Consider the following 23,514-nt stretch of genomic DNA (forward strand, 5'->3'; position numbering starts at 1 on the left):
CATGCATGAGCTGATCCTCGGCGGCCAGAAGAGCGGCAAGTCGCGCTGCGCGGAAGCGCGGGCCGCGGCCTGGCTGCAGGCCGCGCCGGCGCATGAGGCGGTGCTCATCGCCACCGCCCTGGCCGGCGATGGGGAGATGGCCTCGCGCATCCAGCGCCACCGCCAGGAGCGCGCGGCGCGGGTGCCCGGGCTGGCCACGGTGGAGGAACCGCAGGCGCTGGCCGAGGCGGTGCGGCGGCTGTCCGCACCCGGCCGGCTGCTGGTGGTGGACTGCCTGACGCTGTGGCTCACCCAGCAGGCGATGCCGCTGCAGGGCGTGCCGGCCGACGAGGCGGCGCTGGCCGCGCAGCGCGCCGCGCTGTGCGGCGCCCTGGCCGCCGCGCCGGGGCCGGTGGTGCTGGTGTCCAACGAAATCGGCCTGGGCGTGGCGCCGATGTCGGCGGACGCGCGCCGCTTCATCGATGCGCTGGGCCTGCTGCACCAGGCGGTGGCCGCGGCCTGCATGCGGGTGACGCTGATGGTGGCCGGCTGCCCGGTGCGGGTGAAGGGGCCGGCGGCATGAGGGCCGGCGCCCGGTGGCCGACCCTGCTGGGCCTGCTGGCCCTGCTGGCCCTGCTGGCCGGCGCGGCCGTCGCCGCGCCCGAGGCGCTGGACGACCGTGGCCGCCCGCTGCCGCTGGAGGCGCCGCCGCCGCAGCGCATCGTCTCGCTGCTGCCTTCGCTCACCGAGACGGTCTGCGCGCTGGACGCCTGCGACCGGCTGGTGGGCGTGGATCGCTTTTCCAACTGGCCCGAGTCGGTGCGGCGCCTGCCGCAGGTCGGCGGGCTGGAGGATGCACAGATCGAGCGCATCGTCGCGCTGCGGCCGGACCTGGTGCTGGCCGCGGCCTCGTCGCGCGCGGTCGAGCGGCTGGAAGGCCTGGGCCTGCGCGTGGTGGTGCTGGAGCCGCGCACCCACGACAGCGCCCGGCGCACCATGGAAACCGTGGCGCGGCTGCTGGGCCGGCCGGGTGCCGGGCAGGCGCTGTGGGCCCGCGTCGACCAGCGCATCGGCGCCGCCGCGGCCCGCGTGCCGCCGGCGCTGCGCGGGCAGCGGGTGTACTTCGAGGTGGGCAGCGGGCCCTATGCGGCCGGCGAGTCGTCCTTCGTCGGCGAGACGCTGCAGCGCCTGGGCCTGGGCAACGTGGTGCCGGCGTCGCTGGGGCCGTTTCCCAAGCTCAATCCCGAATACATCGTGCGTGCGCGGCCCGACATCGTGATGGCGCCGCGGGCCACCCTGGACGAGCTGCCGCGCCGCCCGGGCTGGTCCGCCGTGCCCGCCGTGGCCGGCCGCCGCTGGTGCGGCTTCGACCCGCAGGTGTACGACGTGCTGGTGCGCCCCGGTCCGCGGCTGGGCGAAGCCGCCGAGCAGATGGCCGGCTGCCTGCAGGCGCTGGCAGGCCGGGCGCCATGAGTGCCGGCGCCCGCCGCCTGGGCGCGGCCATGGCGTTGGTGTGCCTGCTGCTGGTGGCCGCGGGCCTGGCCGCGGGCAGCGAGGGCTGGTCCTTCGCCTGGGCCGAGGAATGGGTGCTGGTCGAAGGCATCCGCGCGCCGCGCACGCTGGGCGCGCTGCTGGCCGGTGCGCTGCTGGGCCTGGCCGGTGCGCTGGCGCAGGGCCTGTTCCGCAATCCGCTGGCCGATCCCTACCTGCTGGGCTCGGCCGCCGGCGCCGGGCTGGGCGTGGTGATGGTGCTGGCCACCGGCGGCCTGTTCGGCGCCACGCTGGGCCTGGCGGGCGTGGGCTGGCTGCTCAAGCTGGGGCTGGTGGGCGCCGCCTTTGCCGGTGCGCTGGGCGGCGTGTGCCTCACACTGCTGCTGGCGCGCGGGGCCGGGCAGCCGCTGCAGCTGCTGCTGTCCGGCGTGGTGGTGGGCGTGCTGCTGGGGGCGCTGGCCGACGTGGTGCTGCTGCTGTCGCCCGAGGCGCTGCGCGGCAAGCAGGTGTTCCTGCTGGGCACCACCGGCTTCCTGGACTGGCCCAGCGTGCTGGTGCTGGGCGGCGCGCTGGCGCTGGCGCTGCCGCTGGCCATGCGCTTCGCCCGGGCGCTGGACGCGCTGGTGCTGGGCGAGGCCAGCGCGGCCAGCCTGGGCCTGGTGCTGCCGCGCCTGCGGCTGCTGCTGGTGGCCTTGATGGCGCTGGCCACCGGCACCGCCGTGGCCCAGGCCGGGCTGGTGGCCTTCGTGGGGCTGGTGTCGCCGCACCTGGTGCGGCGCTGCGTGGTGGTCACGCATGGGGCGCTGCTGGCGCTGTCGGCGCTGGCCGGCGGCATGCTGCTGTTGGCCGCCGACGTGCTGGCGCGCAGCCTGATCGCGCCGCAGGAACTGCCGGTGGGCGTGCTCACCGCGGTGGTGGGCGGCATGTACCTGATGGTGCTGCTGCGGCGGCGGGCCGGCGCATGACGGCGCGGCTGCAGGCCCGGGATCTGCACCTGCGGCGCGGCGGCCGCACGGTGGTGCAGGGGCTGTCGCTGGCGCTGCAGCCGAGGCAGTGGCTGGCCATCGTGGGGCCCAATGGCGCGGGCAAGAGCAGCCTGCTCGCCGCGCTGGCCGGCCTGCTGCCCCCCGCGGCCGGCGAGCTGCTGCTGGACGGTCGTCCGCTGGCCCAGTGGCCGGCGCGCGAGCGGGCGCGCCGCGTGGCCTGGCTGTCGCAGCAGGGCGAGGCCAGCGGCGACATCGCGGTGCGCGACGTGGTGCGCCTGGGACGGCTGCCGCACCAGGGCCTGTTCGGCGCGCCCGGCCCGCAGGACGAAGCCGCGGTCGATGCCGCGATGGCGGAGACCGAATGCGGCCCGCTGGAAGGCCGCCGGCTGGACCAGCTCTCCGGCGGCGAACGCCAGCGGGTGCTGCTGGCCCGCGCGCTGGCGGTGCAGGCGCCGGTGCTGCTGCTGGACGAGCCCACCACCCACCTGGATGCACCGCACCAGCAGGCCCTGGTGCGCAGCCTGGTGGCCCATGCGCGTGCCGGGGCGGCGGTGGCCGCGGTGCTGCACGAGATCACGCTGGCCCTGGCCGCCGACCGCCTGCTGGTGATGCAGGCCGGCCGCCTGCGCGCCGAAGGCCCGCCGGACAGCACCGAGGTGCGCGCGGCGCTGGCCGAGGTGTTCGGCCATGCCTTCACCATCGAGCGCATCCCCAGCCCCGCTGGCGCGCGCTGGGTGGCCGTGCCGGTGCCCTGAGCCGTGACACCGACATGACACCCGCCGCCGCCTGCCTGCTGCCGCCGCTGGCCATCGCCGTGGCGCTGCTCGCCGACCGCCTGTTCGGCGAGCCGCCGGCCCGCTGGCATCCGGTGGTATGGATCGGCCGCTACCTGGGCTGGGCCGGCCGCCGGCTGCCGGATCTGCCGCCGCGCCGTGCGCTGGCCGGCGGCCTGCTGGCCTGGTGGGCCGGCGCGCTGCCCGTGGTGGGACTGGCGGTGCTGCTGGAGGTGGCGTTGCACCGCTGGCTGCTGCCTCAAGGCGGCGCCGGCGTGGCCGCGGCGGCCCTGGCCACCGGGCTGCTGCTCAAGCCGATGCTGAGCTGGCGCCTGTTGCGCGAGGAGGTGGCCGCGGTGGACAGCGCGCTGGCCCGCGGCATCGACGCCGGTCGCGACCGCATCGCCCGCCTGGCCAGCCGCGACACCACCCGGCTGCAGCCGGCCGAGGTGCGCGAGACGGCCATCGAGACCCTGGCCGAGAACCTGAACGATTCGGTGGTGGCGCCGCTGCTGTGGTTCGCGCTGGCCGGCCTGCCGGGCGCGGTGCTCTTCCGCTATGCCAACACCGCCGATGCGATGTGGGGCTACCGTGGCCGCTGGGAGTGGGCCGGCAAGTTCGCCGCGCGGGCCGACGACGTGCTGGCCTGGCTGCCGGCCCGCCTGGCCGCCCGGGCGCTGTTGCCGCGCGGCCTGCGCTGGCGGCTGCTGGCGGCGCAGGCGCGGCGCACGCCGTCGCCCAACGGCGGCTGGCCGATGGCCGCGATGGCGCTGGCCCTGGGCGTGCGGCTGCGCAAGCCGGGTGTGTATGCGCTCCATGCAGGCGCGCCGGAGCCCGGCAGCGCCCACGTCATGCAGGCGATCGGGCACGCCGGTCGCGCGCTGGCGCTGTGCACCGGGCTGCTGATGGCGCTGTCGGCCGCGGTGGCGCTGGCGCGGGGCATCGGCGCATGAAACGGCCGGCGCGCGCGGTGATGGTGCTGGGCTGCACCAGCGGTGCCGGCAAGAGCTGGCTGGCCACGGCGCTGTGCCGCTGGTATGCACGCCAGGGCCTGAAGGTGGCGCCCTTCAAGGCGCAGAACATGAGCAACCATGCCCGGGTGGTGCCGGCGGCCGCGGGCCGGCCAGCCGGCGAGATCGGCAGCGCGCAGTACTTCCAGGCGCTGGCCGCCCGTGCCGAGCCCGACGTGCGCATGAACCCGGTGCTGCTCAAGCCCGAGGCCGACACCCGCAGCCAGGTGGTGCTGATGGGCCAGGTGCGGCCGGAGCTCACCACCATGCCCTGGCGCGAACGCAGCCAGCACCTGTGGCCGGCCGCGCTGGCCGCGCTGCAGTCGCTGCGCGAGGAAGTGGACGTGCTGGTGATCGAAGGCGCCGGCTCGCCAGCCGAGATCAACCTGGCCACCAGCGACTACGTCAACACCCGCACTGCGCGCGCCGCCGAGGCCGCCTGCCTGCTGGTGGCCGACATCGACCGCGGCGGTGCCTTCGCCCACCTGTACGGCACCCATGCGCTGATGGACGCCCAGGTGGCGCGCCAGCTGCGCGGCTTCGTGCTCAACCGCTTCCGGGGCGATGCCACGCTGCTGGCCCCCGCGCCGGCGCAGCTGCAGCAGCTGACCGGCGTGCCCACGGTGGCGGTGGTGCCGATGCAGCACGACCATGGCCTGCCGGAGGAAGACGCGGTGCCCGCCGCCCATGCCGCCGCCACCGGCCCGCGGGTGGTGGTGCTGGCCACGCCGCATGCCAGCAACCTGGACGAATTCGAGCCGCTGCGCCAGGCCGGCGTGGCCGTGAGCTTCAGCCGCGATGCCGAGACGCTGCGCGCGGCGGACTGGCTGGTGCTGCCCGGCAGCAAGCACACCCGGGCGGATGCGCAATGGCTGCAGGCGCAGGGCCTGGCCGCGCTGGTGCAGGCCCATGCCGCCTCCGGCCGCCCGCTGCTGGCCGTCTGCGGCGGGCTGCAGGTGCTGGGCGAGCAGCTGCACGATCCGCAAGGCCTGGAAGGCGGCCAGCCGGGCAGCACCGCCGGCCTGGGCGTGCTGCCGCTGGCCACCCGCTTCCAGCCGGCCAAGCAACTGCAGCGCCGTGGCTACCGCTTCGGTTTGCTGCAGGGCGTGTGGGCGCCGCTGTCGCAGCTGTCCTTCGAGGGCTACGAGATCCACCTGGGCGACAGCCAGCTGCTGCCACGCCCGGGCGGCATGCCGCCGCAGCCCGCCCTGGCCGGCTCCCCAGGCCTGGGCTGGCAGCACGGCAGCGTGCTGGCGCTGTACCTGCACGGGCTGCTGGAAAACCCCGCCGTGCTGCAGGCGCTGTTCGGCCGCCGCCCGCGCCCGCTGGACGCAGTGTTCGACGGCCTGGCCGACACGGTGGACGCCGCCTTCCAGCCCGGCGTGCTGCGGTCCCTGCTGGACCCGCCGAACTTCACCCCATCACCCGACACCGCATGAGCGACACCTTGCTTCTTCCCACCGTGCAATCCACCGCCGACGCGGCGCTGGCCGCCCGGCTGCAGCAGCGCATCGACCGCAAGACCAAGCCGCTGGGTGCGCTCGGCCAGCTGGAGCGGCTGGCGCTGCAGCTGGGCCTGGTGCAGCGCACCGAGGCGCCGGTGCTGCAGTCGCCGCAGCTGCTGGTCTTTGCCGGCGACCATGGCCTGGCCCGCCGCGGCGTGTCTGCCTATCCGCAGGACGTGACCTGGCAGATGGTGGAAAACATGCTGGCCGGCGGTGCCGCCGTCAGCGTGTTCGCGCGCCGCGCCGGCCTGCCGGTGACGGTGGTGGATGTCGGCGTGGCGCACGACTTCGCGCCGCGCCCGGGCCTGCTGCTGCACAAGGTGGCGGCCGGCACCGCCGACGCCAGCCAGGGCCCCGCGATGAGCGATGCGCAGTGCCAGGCCGCACTGGCCGCCGGCGCGCAGGCGATGCGCGGCCTGCCCGGCAACGCGGTGCTGCTGGGCGAGATGGGCATCGGCAACACCAGCAGCGCCGCCATGCTGCTGGCCCGCCTGGCCGACGTGCCGCTGGAAGCCGCGGTGGGCCGCGGCACCGGCCTGGACGCCGCCGGCGTGGCCCGTAAGCGGGCGCTGCTGGCCGAGGCGCTGGCCCGCCATGCCGCGCTGCGCCAGCCGCTGGCGCTGCTGGCTGCGCTCGGCGGCTTCGAGATCGCCGGCCTGGTGGGCGCCATGCTGCAGGCCGCCCACGAGCGGCGGCTGATCCTGGTGGACGGCTTCATCGTCGGTGCGGCCGCGCTGGTGGCCTGCGCCGTGGCCCCGGCGGTGCGCGACTACTGCGTCTTCGCCCATGTCGGCGCCGAGGCCGGCCATGCCGCGCTGCTGCGCGCGCTGCAGGCGCAGCCGCTGCTGGCGCTGGACATGCGGCTGGGCGAGGGCTCCGCCGCCGCGCTGGCCTGGCCGCTGGTGGAGGCCGCGGCGCTGATGCTCACGCAGATGGCCAGCTTCGAATCGGCCGGCGTGTCCGACAGCGCAGGCTGAAGCCATGCAGCGGCTGGTGCACGAATGGCGGCTGCTGCTGGTGGCGGTGCAGTTCCTCACCCGGGTGCCGGTGCGCATCCCGCTGCAGCAGGGCCGCTTCGACCCGGGCTGGCTGCATGCCAGCGCCAGGCACTTTCCGCTGGTGGGGGCGGCGGTGGGGGTGGCCGGGGCGCTGGTGCTGTGCGCCGCCGCGGCGCTGTGGCCGGCGCCCGCGGCCATCGCGGTGCTGCTGTCGATGGCGGCCACCGTCTGGCTCACCGGCGGGTTCCATGAAGACGGCCTGGCCGACACCTGCGACGGCCTGGGCGGCGCGGTGGACCGTGAGCGCGCGCTGGAGATCATGAAGGACTCGCGCCTGGGCAGCTATGGCGCGCTGGGCCTGCTGCTCACGCTGGCGCTCAAGGCGGCGGCACTGTGCGCGCTGCTGGCTGCCGCCGGGCCGCTGGCCACCGGTGTGGCGATGGTGCTGGCGCATGGCCTGTCCCGCGCAGCGACGGTCGTCCTGCTGGTGGTGCTGCCCTACGGCGGCGACCCGGCGCATGCCAAGGCCAAGCCGCTGGCCCAGCAGGTGGGCGGCGCCAGCCTGGCGGTGGCGCTGGCCTGGGCGCTGCTGCTGGCCACCGGCGCGGTGGCGGCGGGCTGGCCCCCGGTGCGGGTGGCCGCGCTGGCCGCCGCGATGGCGACGGTGGCGGCCGTATGCGCCCGCTGGCTGCGGCGCCGGCTGGGTGGCTACACCGGGGACGGCCTGGGCGCCACCCAGCAATGGACCGAGCTGGCCGGCTACCTGGCGCTGGCCGCCGCCTGGCCGGCCGGGGCGCCATGAGCTCCCGCCTGCAGCCGCACGCCGCGCCCGAGGCGACGGCCGACGCCTTGTGGATCTGGCGCCATCCGCGCCCGCGCGCCGCCGAGGGCCGCTGCATCGGCCGCACCGACCTGCCGCTGGACCCCCGCCGCGCCCGGCGACTGGCGCGCCAGATGCACCAGGCCGCGCTGCGACACGGCTTGCCGCGGCAGGTGCATACCTCGCCGCTGCAACGCTGCGCCGACGTGGGCCGTGCGCTGGCCCGCCTGGGCTACCGGCACCGGGTGGACGCCCGGCTGCTGGAGCTGGACTTCGGCCGCTGGGACGGCCTGCCGTGGTCGCGGCTGTTCGCCGCCGACTTCGCCGGCTGGGATGCCGACTTCGAGCACCATCCGCCTGGCGGTGGCGAGCCCGTGGCGGCGCTGCGGGCGCGGGTGCTCTCATTCCTGGAGTCGCTGCCGCCCGGGCCGGCCCTGGTGGTGGGGCATGCCGGCTGGATCAATGCGCTGCGCCTGGTGCGGCAGCCAGGACCGCTCACCGCCGCCGACTGGCCGCGGCCGCCGGCCTATGGGCAGCGGCTGGTCATCCCCAATCCGTGTCGTTCCATGCCCGGCCTTCCCGCGGACGGCGGTACGCCACCCCCATCGCCAGGCTCGCCTCGCGCAGCGTGAGGCCGGCGCGGCTGACGAGCTGCCGCACCGTCTGCAGTTGGCGGGCCGACCAGGTACAGGGCGCGCCCAGCTGCTCGCAGGTGACCACGCCGAACAGTTCGCCGTTGACGGAATGGCACACGTCCAGCAGCGAATGCACGTCCTGCGGCACCAGGTATTCGGCCGCGAAGCTGGCGCTGGCCGGATGGTGGCGGGCATCGTCGGCCACCACGCAGCCTTCGGCCAGCAGGGTGGCGAAGTACTGCGGATGGTCGGCGCTGAGGATGTCGGTGGGCAGCTCGCCGCTGCGGTGCGGCACGCCGGCATCGGCCATGGCCACGCAGTGCAGCGCCGGGCCGTCGTCGGTGTCGACGAAGGTCCACAGGCCCGCGCGGGAGCAGCCCACCCAGCGCGTGATCAGCTGCGCCATCTGCTCCAGGTAGCCGCGGGCATCGATCTCGCGGTCGGCCAGGCGCAGGGCCAGGGTGTGCAACAGGCCGCGGTCGATCAACATGGGGCACCTTTCGTGGCAAGCCGGCGGTCCAGCGTCCGGCCGTAGTCGCACCAGGGTCGCACCTGGCAGGCCTCGCACAGCGGCCGGCGCGCCTGGCACACGTAGCGCCCGTGCAGGATGAGCCAGTGGTGCGCATCCGGCAAGTACAGCGGCGGCACCCGGGCCAGCAGCTTCAGCTCCACCGCCAGCGGCGTCTTGCCCGGCGCCAGCCCGGTGCGGTTGCTGACGCGGAAGATGTGCGTGTCCACCGCCATCGTCGGTTCGCCGAAGGCCACGTTCAGCACCACGTTGGCCGTCTTGCGGCCCACGCCGGGCAGGGCCTCCAGCGCCTCGCGGGTGCGCGGCACCTGGCCGCCGTGCTGCTCCACCAGCAGCCGGCAGGTCTCGAGCAGGTTCTTCGCCTTGGTGCGGAACAGGCCGATGGTGCGGATGTATTCGGTCACCTGCTCCAGGCCCAGTGCCAGCATCTTGCGCGGCGTGTTGGCCACCGGGAACAGCCGCCGCGTGGCCTTGTTGACGCCCACGTCGGTGGCCTGCGCCGACAGCAGCACCGCGGCCAGCAGCTCGAAGGTGTTGGTGTACTCCAGCTCGGTGTTGGGCTGGGGGTTGGCGGCCTTCAGCGTGGCGAAGAAGGGTTCGATGTCGGCGGTCTTCATGCGCGGTCGGGCCCCTGCTGGCGTTGACGGGCGCGGGCCAGGGCGGCCTCGATCACCGCGCGCTTGCGGTCCAGCGCGGCGGGATCCGTCAGGCGGCTGGCGGCAGGCAGGTCGGCCAGCTTGGCCTGCGCCTTGGCGGCCAGGCGGGCCTCGTTCTCGCGCGCGGCACGTGCGGTGCGCAGCTGGTGGAAGGCGTAGCGCTCGCGGGCCTCCTCGGCCTGCGCGATGCTCCAGGCGGACCAGCCGGTGCGCTCGCCGCTCACGCTGACCAGCGAGATGCAGTCCACCGGGCAGGCGGGCACGCACAGCTCGCAGCCGGTGCACTGCTCGGCCACCACGGTGTGCATCTGCTTGGGCGCGCCCACGATGCAGTCCACCGGGCAGGCGGTGATGCACAAGGTGCAGCCGATGCACCAGGCCTCGTCGATCACCGCGCGCAGCAGCGGGCCTTCGGCGCCGCAGGCCGGGTCCAGCGGAAGGGCCGGGCAGCCGGTGAGGGCGGCCAGTCGCTGCACGCCCTCGGTGCCGCCGGGCGGGCAGCGGTTGATGTCGGCCTGGCCTGCAGCGATGGCCTCGGCATAGCGCCGGCAGTCGGGGTAGCCGCAGCGGGTGCACTGCGTTTGCGGCAGCAGCGCGTCGATCGCGTCGGGGGACGGTAGGTCGGACAAGACAGCGGGTGGGTGGGTACTCACCGCAAGATTATCCGGCCCGGCGCCGCAGGGGCACCGGGCCGGAGGCCGGGTCTGTCAGGCCGCGCTGCGGCGGGCGCGGGCAACGGCCTTGCGCGCGGCCGGGCGCGCCGGCTCGTCGGCCGGCACGCGGTCGTCGCCGAGCAGCGCCGGAGCGCTGCTGGGGGCGAAGCGGGCGATGAAGTCGCGCACCTCGGGATACACCTTCTCGCGCCAGCGGCGGCCCGAGAAGATGCCGTAGTGCCCGGCGCCGATCACGTCGTAATGGAACTGCCGCTCCTTGCCGATGCCGGTGCACAGGTCGTGTGCGGCGCGGGTCTGGCCGGCACCGGAGATGTCGTCCAGCTCGCCTTCGATGGTCAGCAGCGCCGGCACGGTGATGTCCTGCGGCCGCACCAGCTGGCCGCGCACCTGCCAGGTGCCGTTGACCAGCGCGAAGTCCTGGAACACCGTCTTGATGGTTTCCAGGTAGTACTCGGCCGGCAGGTCCAGCACGGCGTTGTACTCGTCGTAGAAGCCGCGGTGGCTCTCGGCGCTTTCATCGTCGCCGCGCACCAGGTCCAGGAAGAAGTCGTAGTGCGAGGTGAGGTGGCGGTCCGGGTTCATCGCCACGAAGCCGGTGTGCTGCAGGAAGCCCGGGTACACCCGGCGGCCGGCGCCCGGATAGTTCACCGGCACCCGGTGGATCACGTTGTTCTCGAACCACTCGTAGCTCTTGTTCATCGCCAGGTTGTTCACCGCGGTGGGCGAACGGCGGGCGTCGATGGGGCCCCCCATCATCGTCATCGTGCGCGGCACGGTGCGGCCCAGGGTGGACTGCAGCGACACCGCGGCCAGCACCGGCACCGTGGGCTGGCACACCGAGATCACGTTCACGTCAGGGCCGATGTACTCGATGAACTCCTGCACGTAGGCCACGTAGTCGTCCAGGTGGAACGGGCCCACGTCCGCCGGCACCATGCGCGCGTCGGTCCAATCGGTGATGTACACCTTGTGGTCCTGCAGCAGGCTGCGCACCGTGTCGCGCAGCAGCGTGGAGTGATGGCCCGACAGCGGCGCCACGACCAGCACGGTCGGCTGGGCCTTCATGCGGTCCAGCACCGGGCCTTCGTCGGTAAAGCGCTTGAAGCGCAGCAGCCGGCAGAAGGGCTTGGTGACCGCCACCTGCTCCTGGATGGCCACTTCGACGCCGGCCACCGTCACCGAGGAGATGTTGAACGGCGGCTTCTCGTATTCCTTGGACAGCCGGTGCAGCAGTTCGAAGCCGGCGGAGATGCGGTGCGCCAGCGGCGTATGGGTGAAGGGCGACAGCGGGTGGTCGTACAGCTTGGACGACGCGCTGGCGAACTCGGAGAACGGGGCCAGCAGCGCCCGTTGCGATTCATAGAGCTGATAGAGCATCTGGAGCAACCTCGGTGAGATCCGGACTGTGGGACTGCAATCCACGCATTGTCACGCCTGCGGCAAAACCCGCGCCCACGAAAAAGGCCCGGCAAGCCGGGCCTGTGTCCGAATGGCGCGCGGGCCTCAGGCCACGGCGGCCATGGCCGAAGCCACGGCGTCGATGTTGCGGCTGTTCAGTGCGGCCACGCAGATGCGGCCCGAATCGACGCCATAGACGCCGAATTCATCGCGCAGCCGCACCATCTGGTCCTTGTTCAGGCCGGAGTAGCTGAACATGCCTTGCTGGCGGGTGATGTAGCTCAGGTCGCCCTGGAAGCCGGCGGCGGTGAGCTTGTCGACCAGCGCGGTGCGCATCAGCTTGATGCGTGCGCGCATGCCGGCCAGCTCTTCCTCCCACATGCGGCGCAGCTCGGGCGTGGTCAGCACCGTGGCCACCACCTGCGCGCCGTGCGTCGGCGGGTTGGAATAGTTGGTGCGGATCACGATCTTCAGCTGGCTGAGCACGCGGCCGGCTTCCTCGGCGCTGCCGCACACCACCGACAGCGCGCCCACGCGCTCGCCGTACAGCGAGAAGCTCTTGCTGAAGGAGGTGGAGACGAAGAAGTCGATGCCCGCCGCCAGGAACTGCTGCACCACCGCGCCGTCCTCGGCGATGCCCTGGCCGAAGCCCTGGTAGGCCATGTCCAGGAACGGCACCAGGCCGCGCGACTTCACCACATCGATCACCTGCTGCCATTGCGCCGGCGTGATGTCGTAGCCGGTGGGGTTGTGGCAGCAGGCATGCAGCACGACGATGGTGCCCGCGTCGGCGGTGTCGAGCGCGCCCAGCATCGCATCGAAGGCCACGCCGCGGCGCTCGGCGTCGTAGTAGGGATAGGTGTCGACCGGAAAGCCCGCATTGGTGAACAGCGCGCGGTGGTTCTCCCAGCTCGGGTCGCTGATCAGCACCTTGGCGCCGGGGTTCAGGCGCTTGAGGAAATCGGCGCCGATCTTCAGGCCGCCGGTGCCGCCCACGGCCTGCACGGTGGCCACGCGGCCGGCCTTCACCACGTCACTCTCGGCGCCGAACACCAGGCCCTGCACCGCCTTGTCATAGGCGGCGATGCCGTCGATGGGCAGGTAGCCGCGGGCCTTGGGCGCCTCGACCATCTGCTTCTCGGCCTGGGCCACGCAGGCCAGCAGCGGCAGCTTGCCGTTGTCGTCGTAGTACACGCCCACGCCCAGGTTGACCTTGTTCGGGTTCGGGTCGGCATTGAACTGTTCCGACAGACCCAGGATGGGGTCCCGCGGGGCCATTTCTACTTTGGCGAAGAGCGACATTGTGTTTTCCTGAAAAGGCCCGATCTCTTCGGGCTGCATCGTGCGAAGCCTTGCTGCTGTACCCTGCAGGGTTGGCCGTGTGGCGTGTACCGCACCCGGCATTTTAGGAGATGGCCCATGACCGCATTGGCGGAAACCGAAGCCTCCACCCCGGCGGCGGGTGAGTTCATCAGTTATCCCGGCTCCCCTTTCCAGCTCTTCCAGCCGTATCCGCCGGCCGGCGACCAGCCGAAGGCGATCGAGCAGCTGGTCGAAGGCGTGAACGACGGCCTGGCGTTCCAGACCCTGCTCGGGGTCACCGGCTCGGGCAAGACCTTCACGATGGCCAACGTGATCGCGCGGCTGGGCCGCCCGGCCATCGTGTTCGCGCCCAACAAGACGCTGGCGGCACAGTTGTACTCCGAGTTCCGCGAGTTCTTCCCGAAGAACGCGGTGGAGTACTTCGTCAGCTATTACGACTACTACCAGCCCGAGGCCTACGTGCCTCAGCGCGACCTGTTCATCGAGAAGGACAGCTCGATCAACGAGCACATCGAGCAGATGCGCCTGAGTGCCACCAAGAGCGTGCTGGAGCGGCGCGACGTGGTGATCGTGGCCAGCGTGAGCGCCATCTACGGCATCGGCAAGCCCGAGGACTACACGCAGATGCGCTTCATCGTGCGGGTGGGCGACAAGATCGGCCAGCGCGACGCCATCGCGCAGCTGATCCGCATGCAGTACAAGCGCAACGAGACCGACTTCTCGCGCGGCAGCTTCCGCGTGCGCGGCGACCGCATCGATGTGTTCCCGGCCGAGCACTCCGAGCTGGCGATCCGGCTGGAGCTGTTCGACGACGAGATCGAGTCGCTGTCGCTGTTCGACCCGCTGACCGGCGCCATCCGCCAGAAGATCCCGCGCTTCGTCATCTACCCGTCGAGCCACTACGTGACGCCGCGCGAGAGCGTGCTGCGCGCCATCGAGGGCATCAAGGAAGAGCTGCGCTGGCGGCTGGACGAGCTGGTCAAGGCGGGCAAGCTGGTGGAGGCGCAGCGGCTGGAGCAGCGCACCCGCTTCGACCTGGAGATGCTCACCGAGGTGGGCCACTGCAAGGGCATCGAGAACTACACGCGCCACCTGTCGGGCGCCGCGCCGGGCGATCCGCCGCCCACGCTGGTGGACTACATGCCCAAGGACGCGGTGATGTTCTTCGACGAGTCGCATGTGCTGATTGGCCAGTTCGGCGGCATGTACAACGGCGACCGCGCCCGCAAGAGCACGCTGGTGGACTACGGCTTCCGCCTGCCCAGCGCGATGGACAACCGGCCGCTGAAGTTCGACGAGTTCGAGCGCAAGGTGCGGCAGGCGGTGTTCGTCTCGGCCACGCCCGCGGCCTACGAGCAGCAGCATGCCGGCCAGGTGGTGGAGCAGCTGGTGCGCCCCACCGGCCTGATCGACCCGGTGGTGGAAGTGCGGCCCGCGCAGCAGCAGGTGGACGACGTGCTGCAGGAGATCCGCGACCGCGTGGTGATCGGCGAGCGGGTGCTCATCACCACGCTGACCAAGCGCATGGCCGAGCAGCTGACCGACTACCTGAGCGACAACGGCGTCAAGGTGCGCTACATGCACTCCGACATCGACACGGTGGAGCGGGTGGAGATCCTGCGCGACCTGCGGCTGGGCGTGTTCGACGTGCTGGTGGGCATCAACCTGCTGCGCGAAGGCCTGGACATTCCCGAGGTGTCGCTGGTGGCCATCCTGGACGCCGACAAGGAAGGTTTTCTGCGGGCCGAGCGCAGCCTGATCCAGACCATCGGCCGGGCGGCGCGCAACCTCAATGGCCGCGCCATCCTTTACGCCGACCGCATCACCGAATCGATGCGCAAGGCGATCGACGAGACCGAGCGTCGCCGGGCCAAGCAGATCGCGCACAACCTGGCGATGGGCATCACGCCGCGCAGCCTGAACAAGAAGGTGCGCGAGCTGATCGACGGCGTGGTCAGCGACAAGACCGCCAAGGACGACCTGAAGAATGCGCAGGCCGCCGCCGAGGTGGAGGCGATGAGCGAGAAGGACTTGGGCAAGCGCATCAAGCTGCTGGAAAAGCAGATGCTGGAACACGCCCGCAATCTCGAGTTCGAGAAGGCGGCGCGGGTGCGCGACCAGCTGGCGGTGCTGCGCGAGCAGGCCTTCGGCGCGGCGGGGCACGACACCAACGTGATCCCGCTGGTGGGCAAGGGCTGAGGGCGCCGCGGCATGGTCATCCGCTTTGCCAAGGCATTGCTCGGCCAGCGCGGCCGCGATGAAGCCGCGGTGCGCTACCGGGTGCTGATGGTGTGCCTGGGCAACATCTGCCGCTCGCCCACCGCCGAGGGCGTGCTGCGCGCCAAGCTGGCGGCCGCCGGCCTGGGCGACGTGGTGCAGGTGGATTCGGCCGGCACCAGCGGTTACCACGCGGGGCAGAAGCCGGATGCCCGGGCGGTCAAGCATGCGCAGCAACGCGGCTACAGCCTGTCGGCGCTGCGTGCCCGGCAGGTGACGGTCGAGGACTTCCACCGCTTCGACCTCATCCTGGCGATGGACGATGAGAACCTGCGTGACCTGCGCCGCCTGCGCCCGCAGGACGCCACCGCCGAACTGGTGCTGTTGCTGGAGCACGCCACGGACCCGCAGCGCCCGCGCGGCGACGGCCGGGTGCCCGATCCGTACTACGGGCCGGCCGGCGGCTTCGAGCATGTGCTCGACCTCATCGAGCACGGCTGCGACGGCGTGGTGGCCCACATCCGCCAGCGGCTGGAAGCGGCGCCCGTCAGCAACTGACGCGGCGGGCGCACGGCGCCTGCGGAACTTCGGCCCGCAATCTCGACCGAAACACTCAACTTACGATATACTTGAGTAACCCACTCGGAATCAGTCGAGGGTTATCCCAGGTCAGGCCCCCCAGCCCGGCGGATAGCCCGGCCGGCAGGTTTTCCGAAGCAACAGGAGTCATCCATGCGTCTCACCACCAAAGGCCGTTTTGCCGTCACCGCGATGATCGATCTGGCCCTGCGGTCGAACAACGGCCCGGTGGCACTCGCGGCCATCAGCCAGCGCCAGCAGATCTCGCTGTCCTACCTCGAGCAGCTGTTCGGCAAGCTGCGCCGCCATGAGCTGGTCGAGAGCACCCGCGGCCCGGGCGGCGGTTATTCGCTCGGCCGCAAGTCCGACGAGATCACCGTCGCCGACATCATCGTCGCGGTGGACGAGCCGATCGACGCCACCGGCTGCGCGGGCAAGGAGAACTGCATGGGCGACGACTCGGGCCGCTGCATGACCCACGACCTGTGGGCCAGCCTGAACACCAAGATGATCGAATTCCTCGACTCCATCACCTTGAAGAAGCTGGTCGAGGACCAGATCGCCAAGGGCGTGTCGATCGAGGAAGCGCCGGTCAAGCGCGCGATCTCCAGCGTGCCGGTGGTCAAGCCGATCAAGGTCACGGCGCCGAACTCGGTGTTCGCCCTCGGCTCCGCCTTCTCCAAGTAAGCCAGCAACTTCAACGATCCAACCGGCAGGCCTGCCGCGCAAGCGGTGGCCGCCCAGCATCCCGCCATGGACATGACCCCGCATTTCCCGATCTACATGGACTACGGCGCGACGACGCCGTGCGACCCGCGCGTCGTCGACGCGATGGTGCCCTGGCTGCGCGAGCACTTCGGCAATCCGGCGTCGCGCAGCCATGCCTGGGGCTGGGAAGCGGAAGAGGCGGTCGAGAAGGCGCGCCAGCAGGTGGCCGATCTGGTGGGTGCCGATCCGCGCGAGATCGTGTGGACCTCGGGCGCCACCGAGTCGATCAATCTGGCGCTCAAGGGCGCGGCCAACTTCTACAAGACCCGTGGCAAGCACATCATCACGGTGAAGACCGAGCACAAGGCCGTGCTCGACACCGTGCGCGAGCTGGAGCGCCAGGGCTTCGACGCCACCTACCTCGACGTCGAGGAAGACGGCATGCTGGACCTGGAGAAGTTCAAGGCCGCGCTGCGGCCCGACACCATCCTGGTCTCGGTGATGTACGTCAACAACGAGATCGGCGTCATCCAGGACATCCCGGCCATCGGCAACCTGTGCCGGGAGAAGGGCATCATCTTCCACGTCGATGCGGCGCAGGCCACCGGCAAGATCCAGATCGACCTGGCCAACCTGCCCATCGACCTGATGAGCCTGGCCTCGCACAAGACCTACGGCCCCAAGGGCATCGGCGCGCTGTACGTACGCCGCAAGCCGCGGGTGCGCATCGAGGCACAGATGCACGGTGGCGGCCATGAGCGCGGCATGCGCTCGGGCACGCTGCCCACCCACCAGATCGTCGGCATGGGCGAGGCCTACCGCATTGCCCGCGAGGAGATGGGTGCCGAGAACGAACGCATCCGCATGCTGCAGCAGCGGCTGATCAACGGCCTGAAGGACATCGAGCAGACCTTCCTGAACGGCCACGCCGAAAAGCGCGTGCCCCACAACGTGAACATCTCGTTCAACTTCGTGGAGGGCGAGTCGCTGATCATGGGCGTCAAGGGCCTGGCGGTGAGCTCCGGCTCGGCCTGCACCTCGGCCAGCCTGGAACCCAGCTACGTGCTGCGCGCCCTCGGCCGCAGCGACGAGCTGGCGCACTCGAGCCTGCGCATGACGATCGGCCGCTTCACCACGCAGGAAGAGATCGACTACGCGGTGGCCACGCTGAAGGACCGCGTGGCCAAGCTGCGCGAGCTGTCCCCCCTGTGGGAAATGTTCAAGGACGGTGTGGACCTGAGCACCATCCAGTGGTCCGCACATTGAGAACCTGAGGAGAACCGACATGGCATACAGCGAAAAGGTCATCGACCACTACGAGAACCCCCGCAACGTCGGCGGCTTCGACAAGGGTGACGACACCGTGGGCACCGGCATGGTGGGCGCCCCGGCCTGCGGCGACGTGATGAAGCTGCAGATCAAGGTCAACCCCGCCACCGGCCTGATCGAGGACGCCAAGTTCAAGACCTACGGCTGCGGCTCGGCCATCGCTTCCAGCTCGCTGGTCACCGAATGGGTGAAGGGCAAGTCGCTGGACGAGGCGATGTCGATCAAGAACACCCAGATCGCGCAGGAGCTGGCGCTGCCGCCGGTGAAGATCCACTGCTCGATCCTGGCGGAAGACGCGATCAAGGCCGCCGTCGAGGACTACCGCAAGAAAGTGCAGTAAGGGCGCACGATGGCTGTCACGCTGACCGAAGCCGCCGCGCGGCACGTCACCAAGTACCTGGCCCGACGCGGCAAGGGCGTGGGCGTGCGGCTCGGCGTCAAGACCACCGGCTGCTCGGGCCTGGCCTACAAGCTGGAGTACGCGGACGACATGGCGCCGGAAGACATCGTCTTCGAAGGCCATGGCGTCAAGGTGCTGATCGACCCGAAGAGCCTGCCGTACATCGATGGCACCGAACTCGACTTCGTGCGCGAAGGCCTGAACGAAGGCTTCAAGTTCCACAACCCGCGCGAGAAGGATCGATGCGGCTGTGGCGAGTCGTTCCGCGTCTGATACCTGGCTTCCACGAGCGCGCGGCTGTCATCGGCCGCGCTTTTTTTTGACCGTGAACGACATCCACATCCGCCCCACACGCCCCGACCATCCGCAGGTGGTGGCGCTGCTGGCCGCGCTGGACGACTACCTGGCCAGCCTGTATGCCCCGGAGGACAACCACATCCTCGACGTGCAGGCCTTGCTGGCGCCGGAGGTGCACTTCCTGGCGGCCTGGCAGGGCGATCGCATCGTGGGCTGCGGCGCAGTGCGTCGCATGCCGGCGGAGCCCGAGACCGCGGGCGCGCCGTATGGCGAGATCAAGCGCATGTACGTGGATCCGGAACTGCGTGGCCGGCGGCTTGCCGAGCGCTTGCTGCAGGCGCTGGAAGACGTGCTGGTGGCCGAGGGCATCGGGCAGGCGCTGCTCGAGACCGGCAGCGACCAGCATGCCGCGGTGCGGCTGTACGAGCGCTGCGGCTATGTGCGGCGCGGCCCGTTCGGCGGCTATCCCGACAATGGCCTGAGCGTGTTCTACGGAAAGCGGGTGAACTGATGGGCAGGGCGGCATGAACCTGGGCGACGACGACTTCACGCTGTTCGGCCTGCCGCAGCGCTTTGCGCTCGACCGGGCCGACCTGGACCAGCGCTGGCGCCGGCTGCAGGGCCAGGTGCATCCCGACCGCTTCGCCGCCGAGGGCGGCGCGGCGCAGCGCGTGGCGATGCAGTGGTCGGTGCGGGTGAACGAGGCCTATGGCCGGCTGAAGCAGCCGCTGCAGCGCGCCGCCTACCTGTGCGAGCTGCGCGGCGCGCCGATCGAGGCCGAGAACAACACGGCCATGCCCGCGGCCTTCCTGATGCAGCAGATGGAGTGGCGCGAAGCGCTGGACGACGCACGCGACGTGGCTTCGGTGGAGGCGCTGGACGCCGAGGTGCGGCAGGCCGAAGCGGCATTGATCGCCGAGCTCGACACGCTGCTGGCCGAGAACGCCGACGCGGCGGCTGCGAAGCAGGCCGCGCAGCGGGTCAGAGCCCTCATGTTCGTCGCGCGCTTTCGTGATGACATCGACCGCCGCCTGGACGGCTTGGGACAATAAGAACACTTATGGCATTGCTCCAGATCTCCGAACCGGGCCAGGCGCCCGACCCCCACCAGCGTCGCATCGCAGTGGGCATCGACCTCGGCACCACGCATTCGCTGGTGGCCGCCGTGCGCCACGGCGTGGCCGAGTGCCTGCCCGACGGCCAGGGCCGCGCGATCCTGCCTTCAGCGGTGCGCTACCTCGAAGGCAACGGCCGCCAGATCGGCGCCGCCGCGCTGGCCGCACAGGCCGAGGACCCGGAGAACACCATCGTCTCCGTCAAGCGCTTCATGGGCCGGTCGCTGTCCGACATCGAGGGCCATGCCAAGCTGCCGTACCGCTTCGTCGACCAGCCGGGCATGGTGGCCCTCGAGACGCGTGCCGGCATCAAGTCGCCGGTGGAGGTGTCGGCCGAGATCCTGGCCACGCTGCGCCAGCGCGCGGAAGACACCTTCGACGCCGACGAGATCTTCGGCGCGGTAATCACCGTGCCGGCCTACTTCGACGATGCCCAGCGCCAGGCCACCAAGGACGCGGCGCAGCTGGCCGGCCTGAACGTGCTGCGGCTCATCAACGAGCCCACTGCTGCCGCCGTGGCCTACGGCCTGGACAACGGCAGCGAAGGCCTGTACGCGGTGTACGACCTGGGCGGCGGCACCTTCGACATCTCGCTGCTGCGCCTGGCGCGCGGTGTGTTCGAGGTGGTGGCCACCGGCGGCGATGCGGCCCTGGGCGGCGACGACTTCGACGGCGCCCTGGCCGACTGGGCGCTGCAGCAGGCCGGCCGCAGCGCTGCCAGCGCGCAGGACAAGCGGGCGCTGCTGGTGGCCGCCCGCGCCGCGAAGGAGCGCCTGACCGACGCGCCGCAGGCCACGCTGTCTGCCACGCTGGCCGACGGCCCGCTGGCGGTGGAGGTCAGCCGCGCGCAGTTCGACGTGCTCACCCGGCCGCTGATCGACCGCACGCTGGCCTCGGTCAAGCGCGTGCTGCGCGATGCCCGGGTGCAGCGCGACGAAGTGCAGGGCGTGGTGCTGGTGGGCGGCTCCACCCGCATGCCGTCGGTGCGTGCGGCGGTGGCCGAGGCCTTCGGCCGCGAGCCGCTGACCAACGTCAATCCCGACGAAGTGGTGGCCATCGGCGCGGCGCTGCAGGCCAACCAGCTGGCCGGCAATGCGCCGGACGGCGAGATCCTGCTGCTGGACGTGATCCCGCTGTCCCTGGGCCTGGAAACCATGGGCGGCCTGGTGGAGCGCGTGATCGAGCGCAACAGCACCATCCCGACTGCCAAGGCGCAGGAGTTCACCACCTACCAGGACGGCCAGACCGCCATGGCCATCCATGTGGTGCAGGGCGAGCGCGAACTGGTGAGCGACTGCCGCTCGCTGGCGCGCTTCGAGCTGCGCGGCATACCGCCGATGGTGGCTGGCGCGGCGCGCATCCGCGTCACCTTCGAGGTGGATGCGGACGGGCTGCTGAACGTCTCTGCCAAGGAGATGCACTCGGGCGTGGAAGCCGCCATCGTCGTCAAGCCCAGCTACGGCCTGGCCGACGACGACATCGCCCGCATGCTCAGCGAAGGCTTCGCGCAGGCCGAGACCGACATGGCCGCCCGCGCGCTGCGCGAATCGCGGGTGGAGGCCGACCGCATGCTGCTGGCCACCCGCTCGGCGCTGGACGCCGATGGCGACCTGCTGAGCGGCGCCGAGCGCACCGAGATCGAGCACCTGATGCAGCGTGTGCGCGACATCGCCACGCAGGACCACCACCACGACATCGACGCCGCCGTGGAAGCGCTGGCCCAGGGCACCGAAGCCTTTGCGGCCATGCGCATGAACCGCGGCATCCGCCAGGCGCTGGCGGGCCGCAACATCGACGACGTCTGAAGAACGAGACCGCCACCGCCATGCCCGTCATCAAGATCCTGCCGCACGCCGAACTCTGCCCCGAAGGCCGCGCCATCGAGGCGCCCGCGGGCACCTCGGTGTGCGAGGCGCTGCTGGAAAACGGCATCGAGATCGAGCACGCCTGCGAGATGAGTTGCGCCTGCACCACCTGCCACGTGGTGGTGCGTGAAGGCTATGCCTCGCTCGGCGAGCCCGACGAGAGCGAGGAAGACCTGCTGGACCGCGCCTGGGGCCTGGAGCCGCAGTCGCGCCTGTCCTGCCAGGCCATCCTGGCGGCCACCGACGTGACGATCGAGATCCCGAAGTACACGATCAACCACGCGCGCGAGAAGCATTGAGCGGCGTGCCGCACTAAAGTGGGTGCGGCCTCGCCCCGCCACGGGGCGAAAAAAAACCTCCCGGGTGAGCGGGAGGTTGGACAAAACGGGCTCCTGTGCCCTGCTGAGGAGATAGACAGACACCGCGAGGTGTCGACCTACCCGAAAGCAACGTGCGTGCCAGCGTTGTGTGCCCCAACCAGCAAGGGATCGGGGACTTGCGCAGGCGACGCGGTTATCAGGCCGCAGCCTTCTCGACGTGGCCGTGCCGCGTGTACAGGAAGTCCAGCACCTGCTTGCGGTAGTGCACGTATTCCGCGTTCTCGGCCAGCGCCACCCGGTCGCGCGGGCGCGGCAGGGCGATGGACAGGATCTCGCCGATGGTGGCGGCCGGGCCGTTGGTCATCATCACGATGCGGTCGGACAGCAGCACCGCCTCGTCCACGTCGTGCGTCACCATCACCACGGTGCTGCGGGTGCGCGCCACGATCTTCAGCAGCTCGTCCTGCAGGTGGGCGCGGGTCAGCGCGTCCAGCGCGCCGAAGGGCTCGTCCATCAGCAGCACCTTGGGCTCCATGGCCAGCGCACGGGCGATGCCCACGCGCTGCTTCATGCCGCCGCTGATCTCGTGCGGGCGCTTGGCCGTGGCGTGGGCCATGCCCACCAGTTCCAGCGCCGCCTGGGCACGGGCCTGCAGCTGCGCCTTGGTCTCGCGGCCGCCGAACACCCGCTCCACGCCCAGGTGCACGTTCTCCTGGCAGGTGAGCCAGGGCAGCAGCGAATGGTTCTGGAACACCACCGCGCGTTCCGGACCCGGCGCGGCGATCTCGCGGCCGTCGCAGATCAGCGCGCCGGCGCTGGGCTTGGTCAGCCCGGCGATCAGGTTCAGCAGCGTGCTCTTGCCGCAACCGGAATGGCCGATCAGCGTGATGAACTCGCCCTGGGCGACCTGCAGGTTGATGTCGCGCAGCGCGTGGAAGCGGCCCTTGCGGGTGTCGAAGACCATCTCGGCCTGTTCCACCTGGATGAATGCGGTCATGGCGATGGCTCCGGTGTCAGTGGTCGAAGGAGAAGCGCCGGGCCACCGCCATCAGCAGCTGCTCCAGCAGCAGGCCCACGATGCCGATGACGAAGATGGCGATCAGGATGTGCTGAACGTTGAGGTTGTTCCACTCGTCCCACACCCAGAAGCCGATGCCCACGCCGCCGGTCAGCATCTCGGCCGCGACGATCACCAGCCAGGCGGTGCCCACCGACAGCCGCACGCCGGTGAGCATGTACGGCAGCACGGCCGGGAACAGGATGCGGGTGACCACCTTCCACTCGCTCAGGTCCAGCACCCGAGCGACGTTCAGGTAGTCCTGCGGCACCCGCTGCACGCCCACCGCGGTGTTGATCACCATCGGCCAGATGGAGCAGATGAAGATGGTCCAGATCGCGGCCGGGTTGGCGGCCTTGAACACCAGCAGGCCGATGGGCAGCCAGGCCAGCGGCGATACCGGCCGCAGCAGGCTGATCAGCGGGTTGACCATGCGGTTGAGGAACTCGAAGCGGCCGATGAGAAAGCCCAGCGGAATGCCCACCAGCGCCGCCAGGCCGAAGCCCACGCCCACCCGCTCCAGCGAGAACAGGATGTTCCAGCCGATGCCCTGGTCGTTGGGCCCGTTGCTGTAGAACGGGTCGGCGAACAACTTGACCGCCGCCTCGAAGGTGGCCAGCGGCGTGGGAAAGGTGGTGCTGCCCTGGGTGAGCAAGCCCCACACGCCCACCAGCAGGGCGATGCCCACCACCGGCGGCAGCACCGTCATCCACAGCGCGCGGAAGTCGAACGGCGCGCGCGGCGGGGCCGGCGGGCGGGCCGGGGCGGATGGCGGCTGGGTGGCCGCCGCAGGAGCGGCTTCCGCCGAAGGCGAATGGAAAACGGCACTGACCATGATGCTTCCTTGGTG

26 protein-coding genes are annotated in these 23,514 nt (G+C 71.3%); 19 read left to right on the forward strand and 7 right to left on the reverse strand.

Annotated features, from left to right (window positions below; translation table 11 throughout):
- Position 1 precedes the first annotated feature (1 nt).
- Genes VO99_RS22945 through VO99_RS22985 form a run of 9 tightly spaced genes read left to right on the forward strand, consistent with a single transcriptional unit; the run spans position 2 to position 8,194 of the window.
- Positions 2-562: a bifunctional adenosylcobinamide kinase/adenosylcobinamide-phosphate guanylyltransferase gene (locus VO99_RS22945; protein ID WP_046115277.1), complete on the forward strand. Its 561-nt coding sequence runs from the start codon at positions 2-4 to the stop codon at positions 560-562.
- Positions 559-1,452 (forward strand): ABC transporter substrate-binding protein, encoded by an 894-nt coding sequence (locus tag VO99_RS22950; protein ID WP_046115278.1) that lies wholly within the window; start codon positions 559-561, stop codon positions 1,450-1,452. Before VO99_RS22945 ends, VO99_RS22950 begins: the two co-directional genes overlap by 4 nt.
- The gene (locus VO99_RS22955) at positions 1,449-2,435 is read left to right on the forward strand and encodes a FecCD family ABC transporter permease (protein WP_046115279.1); all 987 of its coding nucleotides are present in this window, start codon (positions 1,449-1,451) and stop codon (positions 2,433-2,435) included. Before VO99_RS22950 ends, VO99_RS22955 begins: the two co-directional genes overlap by 4 nt.
- Entirely contained in the window at positions 2,432-3,211 is a 780-nt protein-coding gene (locus VO99_RS22960; protein WP_046115280.1) for an ABC transporter ATP-binding protein, read from the forward strand. The genes VO99_RS22955 and VO99_RS22960 overlap by 4 nt, the downstream gene beginning before the upstream one ends.
- 14 nt (positions 3,212-3,225) lie before the next feature.
- On the forward strand, positions 3,226-4,182 hold the full coding sequence (cbiB, locus tag VO99_RS22965; RefSeq protein WP_046115281.1) for an adenosylcobinamide-phosphate synthase CbiB: 957 nt from the start codon (positions 3,226-3,228) through the stop codon (positions 4,180-4,182).
- Complete coding sequence (locus VO99_RS22970) at positions 4,179-5,678, forward strand: cobyric acid synthase (protein ID WP_046115282.1); 1,500 nt, start codon at positions 4,179-4,181, stop codon at positions 5,676-5,678. The genes cbiB and VO99_RS22970 overlap by 4 nt, the downstream gene beginning before the upstream one ends.
- On the forward strand, positions 5,675-6,721 hold the full coding sequence (gene cobT / locus VO99_RS22975; RefSeq protein WP_046115283.1) for a nicotinate-nucleotide--dimethylbenzimidazole phosphoribosyltransferase: 1,047 nt from the start codon (positions 5,675-5,677) through the stop codon (positions 6,719-6,721). The genes VO99_RS22970 and cobT overlap by 4 nt, the downstream gene beginning before the upstream one ends.
- A 4-nt stretch (positions 6,722-6,725) precedes the next feature.
- A complete protein-coding gene (locus VO99_RS22980) occupies positions 6,726-7,544 on the forward strand; it encodes an adenosylcobinamide-GDP ribazoletransferase (RefSeq protein WP_046115284.1) in 819 nt (272 codons plus the stop codon).
- Positions 7,541-8,194: a histidine phosphatase family protein gene (locus VO99_RS22985; protein ID WP_083440854.1), complete on the forward strand. Its 654-nt coding sequence runs from the start codon at positions 7,541-7,543 to the stop codon at positions 8,192-8,194. The genes VO99_RS22980 and VO99_RS22985 overlap by 4 nt, the downstream gene beginning before the upstream one ends.
- On the opposite strand, the gene VO99_RS22990 is transcribed toward VO99_RS22985, so the two are convergent.
- The 5 genes from VO99_RS22990 to VO99_RS23010 form a co-directional block, all read right to left on the reverse strand.
- Complete coding sequence (locus VO99_RS22990; RefSeq protein ID WP_046115285.1) at positions 8,106-8,687, reverse strand: GAF domain-containing protein; 582 nt, start codon at positions 8,685-8,687, stop codon at positions 8,106-8,108. The two genes, VO99_RS22985 and VO99_RS22990, sit on opposite strands and share 89 nt — an antisense overlap.
- Entirely contained in the window at positions 8,681-9,343 is a 663-nt protein-coding gene (gene nth, locus VO99_RS22995) for an endonuclease III (protein WP_046115286.1), read from the reverse strand. The genes VO99_RS22990 and nth overlap by 7 nt, the downstream gene beginning before the upstream one ends.
- The gene (gene rsxB, locus VO99_RS23000) at positions 9,340-10,011 is read right to left on the reverse strand and encodes an electron transport complex subunit RsxB (RefSeq protein ID WP_046115287.1); all 672 of its coding nucleotides are present in this window, start codon (positions 10,009-10,011) and stop codon (positions 9,340-9,342) included. Before rsxB ends, nth begins: the two co-directional genes overlap by 4 nt.
- A 78-nt stretch (positions 10,012-10,089) precedes the next feature.
- Complete coding sequence (locus tag VO99_RS23005) at positions 10,090-11,433, reverse strand: polyhydroxyalkanoate depolymerase (RefSeq protein ID WP_046115319.1); 1,344 nt, start codon at positions 11,431-11,433, stop codon at positions 10,090-10,092.
- A gap of 126 nt (positions 11,434-11,559) precedes the next feature.
- The gene (locus tag VO99_RS23010; RefSeq protein ID WP_046115288.1) at positions 11,560-12,756 is read right to left on the reverse strand and encodes an amino acid aminotransferase; all 1,197 of its coding nucleotides are present in this window, start codon (positions 12,754-12,756) and stop codon (positions 11,560-11,562) included.
- A gap of 117 nt (positions 12,757-12,873) precedes the next feature.
- On the opposite strand from VO99_RS23010, the gene uvrB reads away from it, so the two are divergent.
- From uvrB to fdx, 10 genes are all read left to right on the forward strand, one after another.
- Positions 12,874-14,976, forward strand: a complete 2,103-nt coding sequence (gene uvrB, locus VO99_RS23015; protein WP_046115289.1) for an excinuclease ABC subunit UvrB — start codon at positions 12,874-12,876, stop codon at positions 14,974-14,976.
- 87 nt (positions 14,977-15,063) lie between these two features.
- A complete protein-coding gene (locus VO99_RS23020) occupies positions 15,064-15,552 on the forward strand; it encodes a low molecular weight protein-tyrosine-phosphatase (RefSeq protein WP_046115320.1) in 489 nt (162 codons plus the stop codon).
- 174 nt (positions 15,553-15,726) lie between these two features.
- On the forward strand, positions 15,727-16,260 hold the full coding sequence (iscR, locus tag VO99_RS23025) for a Fe-S cluster assembly transcriptional regulator IscR (RefSeq protein WP_046115290.1): 534 nt from the start codon (positions 15,727-15,729) through the stop codon (positions 16,258-16,260).
- Between the two features lie 72 nt (positions 16,261-16,332).
- The gene (locus tag VO99_RS23030; RefSeq protein ID WP_375136416.1) at positions 16,333-17,547 is read left to right on the forward strand and encodes an IscS subfamily cysteine desulfurase; all 1,215 of its coding nucleotides are present in this window, start codon (positions 16,333-16,335) and stop codon (positions 17,545-17,547) included.
- Positions 17,548-17,566: 19 nt separating this feature from the next.
- Complete coding sequence (gene iscU / locus VO99_RS23035; protein ID WP_046115291.1) at positions 17,567-17,950, forward strand: Fe-S cluster assembly scaffold IscU; 384 nt, start codon at positions 17,567-17,569, stop codon at positions 17,948-17,950.
- 9 nt (positions 17,951-17,959) lie between these two features.
- Complete coding sequence (gene iscA, locus VO99_RS23040; protein WP_046115292.1) at positions 17,960-18,283, forward strand: iron-sulfur cluster assembly protein IscA; 324 nt, start codon at positions 17,960-17,962, stop codon at positions 18,281-18,283.
- A 52-nt stretch (positions 18,284-18,335) separates the two neighbouring features.
- Entirely contained in the window at positions 18,336-18,818 is a 483-nt protein-coding gene (locus VO99_RS23045; protein WP_232315481.1) for a GNAT family N-acetyltransferase, read from the forward strand.
- Positions 18,819-18,831: 13 nt separating this feature from the next.
- Complete coding sequence (hscB, locus tag VO99_RS23050; protein ID WP_046115293.1) at positions 18,832-19,359, forward strand: Fe-S protein assembly co-chaperone HscB; 528 nt, start codon at positions 18,832-18,834, stop codon at positions 19,357-19,359.
- Between the two features lie 8 nt (positions 19,360-19,367).
- The gene (gene hscA / locus VO99_RS23055) at positions 19,368-21,227 is read left to right on the forward strand and encodes a Fe-S protein assembly chaperone HscA (protein WP_046115294.1); all 1,860 of its coding nucleotides are present in this window, start codon (positions 19,368-19,370) and stop codon (positions 21,225-21,227) included.
- A 20-nt stretch (positions 21,228-21,247) separates the two neighbouring features.
- Entirely contained in the window at positions 21,248-21,586 is a 339-nt protein-coding gene (gene fdx / locus VO99_RS23060) for an ISC system 2Fe-2S type ferredoxin (protein ID WP_046115295.1), read from the forward strand.
- A 217-nt stretch (positions 21,587-21,803) separates the two neighbouring features.
- Here the strand turns inward: fdx and VO99_RS23065 are convergent, their stop codons facing one another.
- Together VO99_RS23065 and ntrB are read right to left on the reverse strand one after the other, a co-directional pair.
- Positions 21,804-22,604 carry an ABC transporter ATP-binding protein gene (locus tag VO99_RS23065; protein WP_046115296.1) on the reverse strand — a complete coding sequence of 267 codons (801 nt, stop codon included), beginning with the start codon at positions 22,602-22,604 and terminating at the stop codon, positions 21,804-21,806.
- Between the two features lie 16 nt (positions 22,605-22,620).
- Positions 22,621-23,499, reverse strand: coding sequence for a nitrate ABC transporter permease (ntrB, locus tag VO99_RS23070; protein ID WP_046115297.1), 879 nt, complete (start codon positions 23,497-23,499; stop codon positions 22,621-22,623).
- Positions 23,500-23,514: the final 15 nt, after the last annotated feature.

Source organism: Aquincola tertiaricarbonis, assembly GCF_000969605.1.
GTDB classification, from domain to species: domain Bacteria; phylum Pseudomonadota; class Gammaproteobacteria; order Burkholderiales; family Burkholderiaceae_C; genus Aquincola; species Aquincola tertiaricarbonis.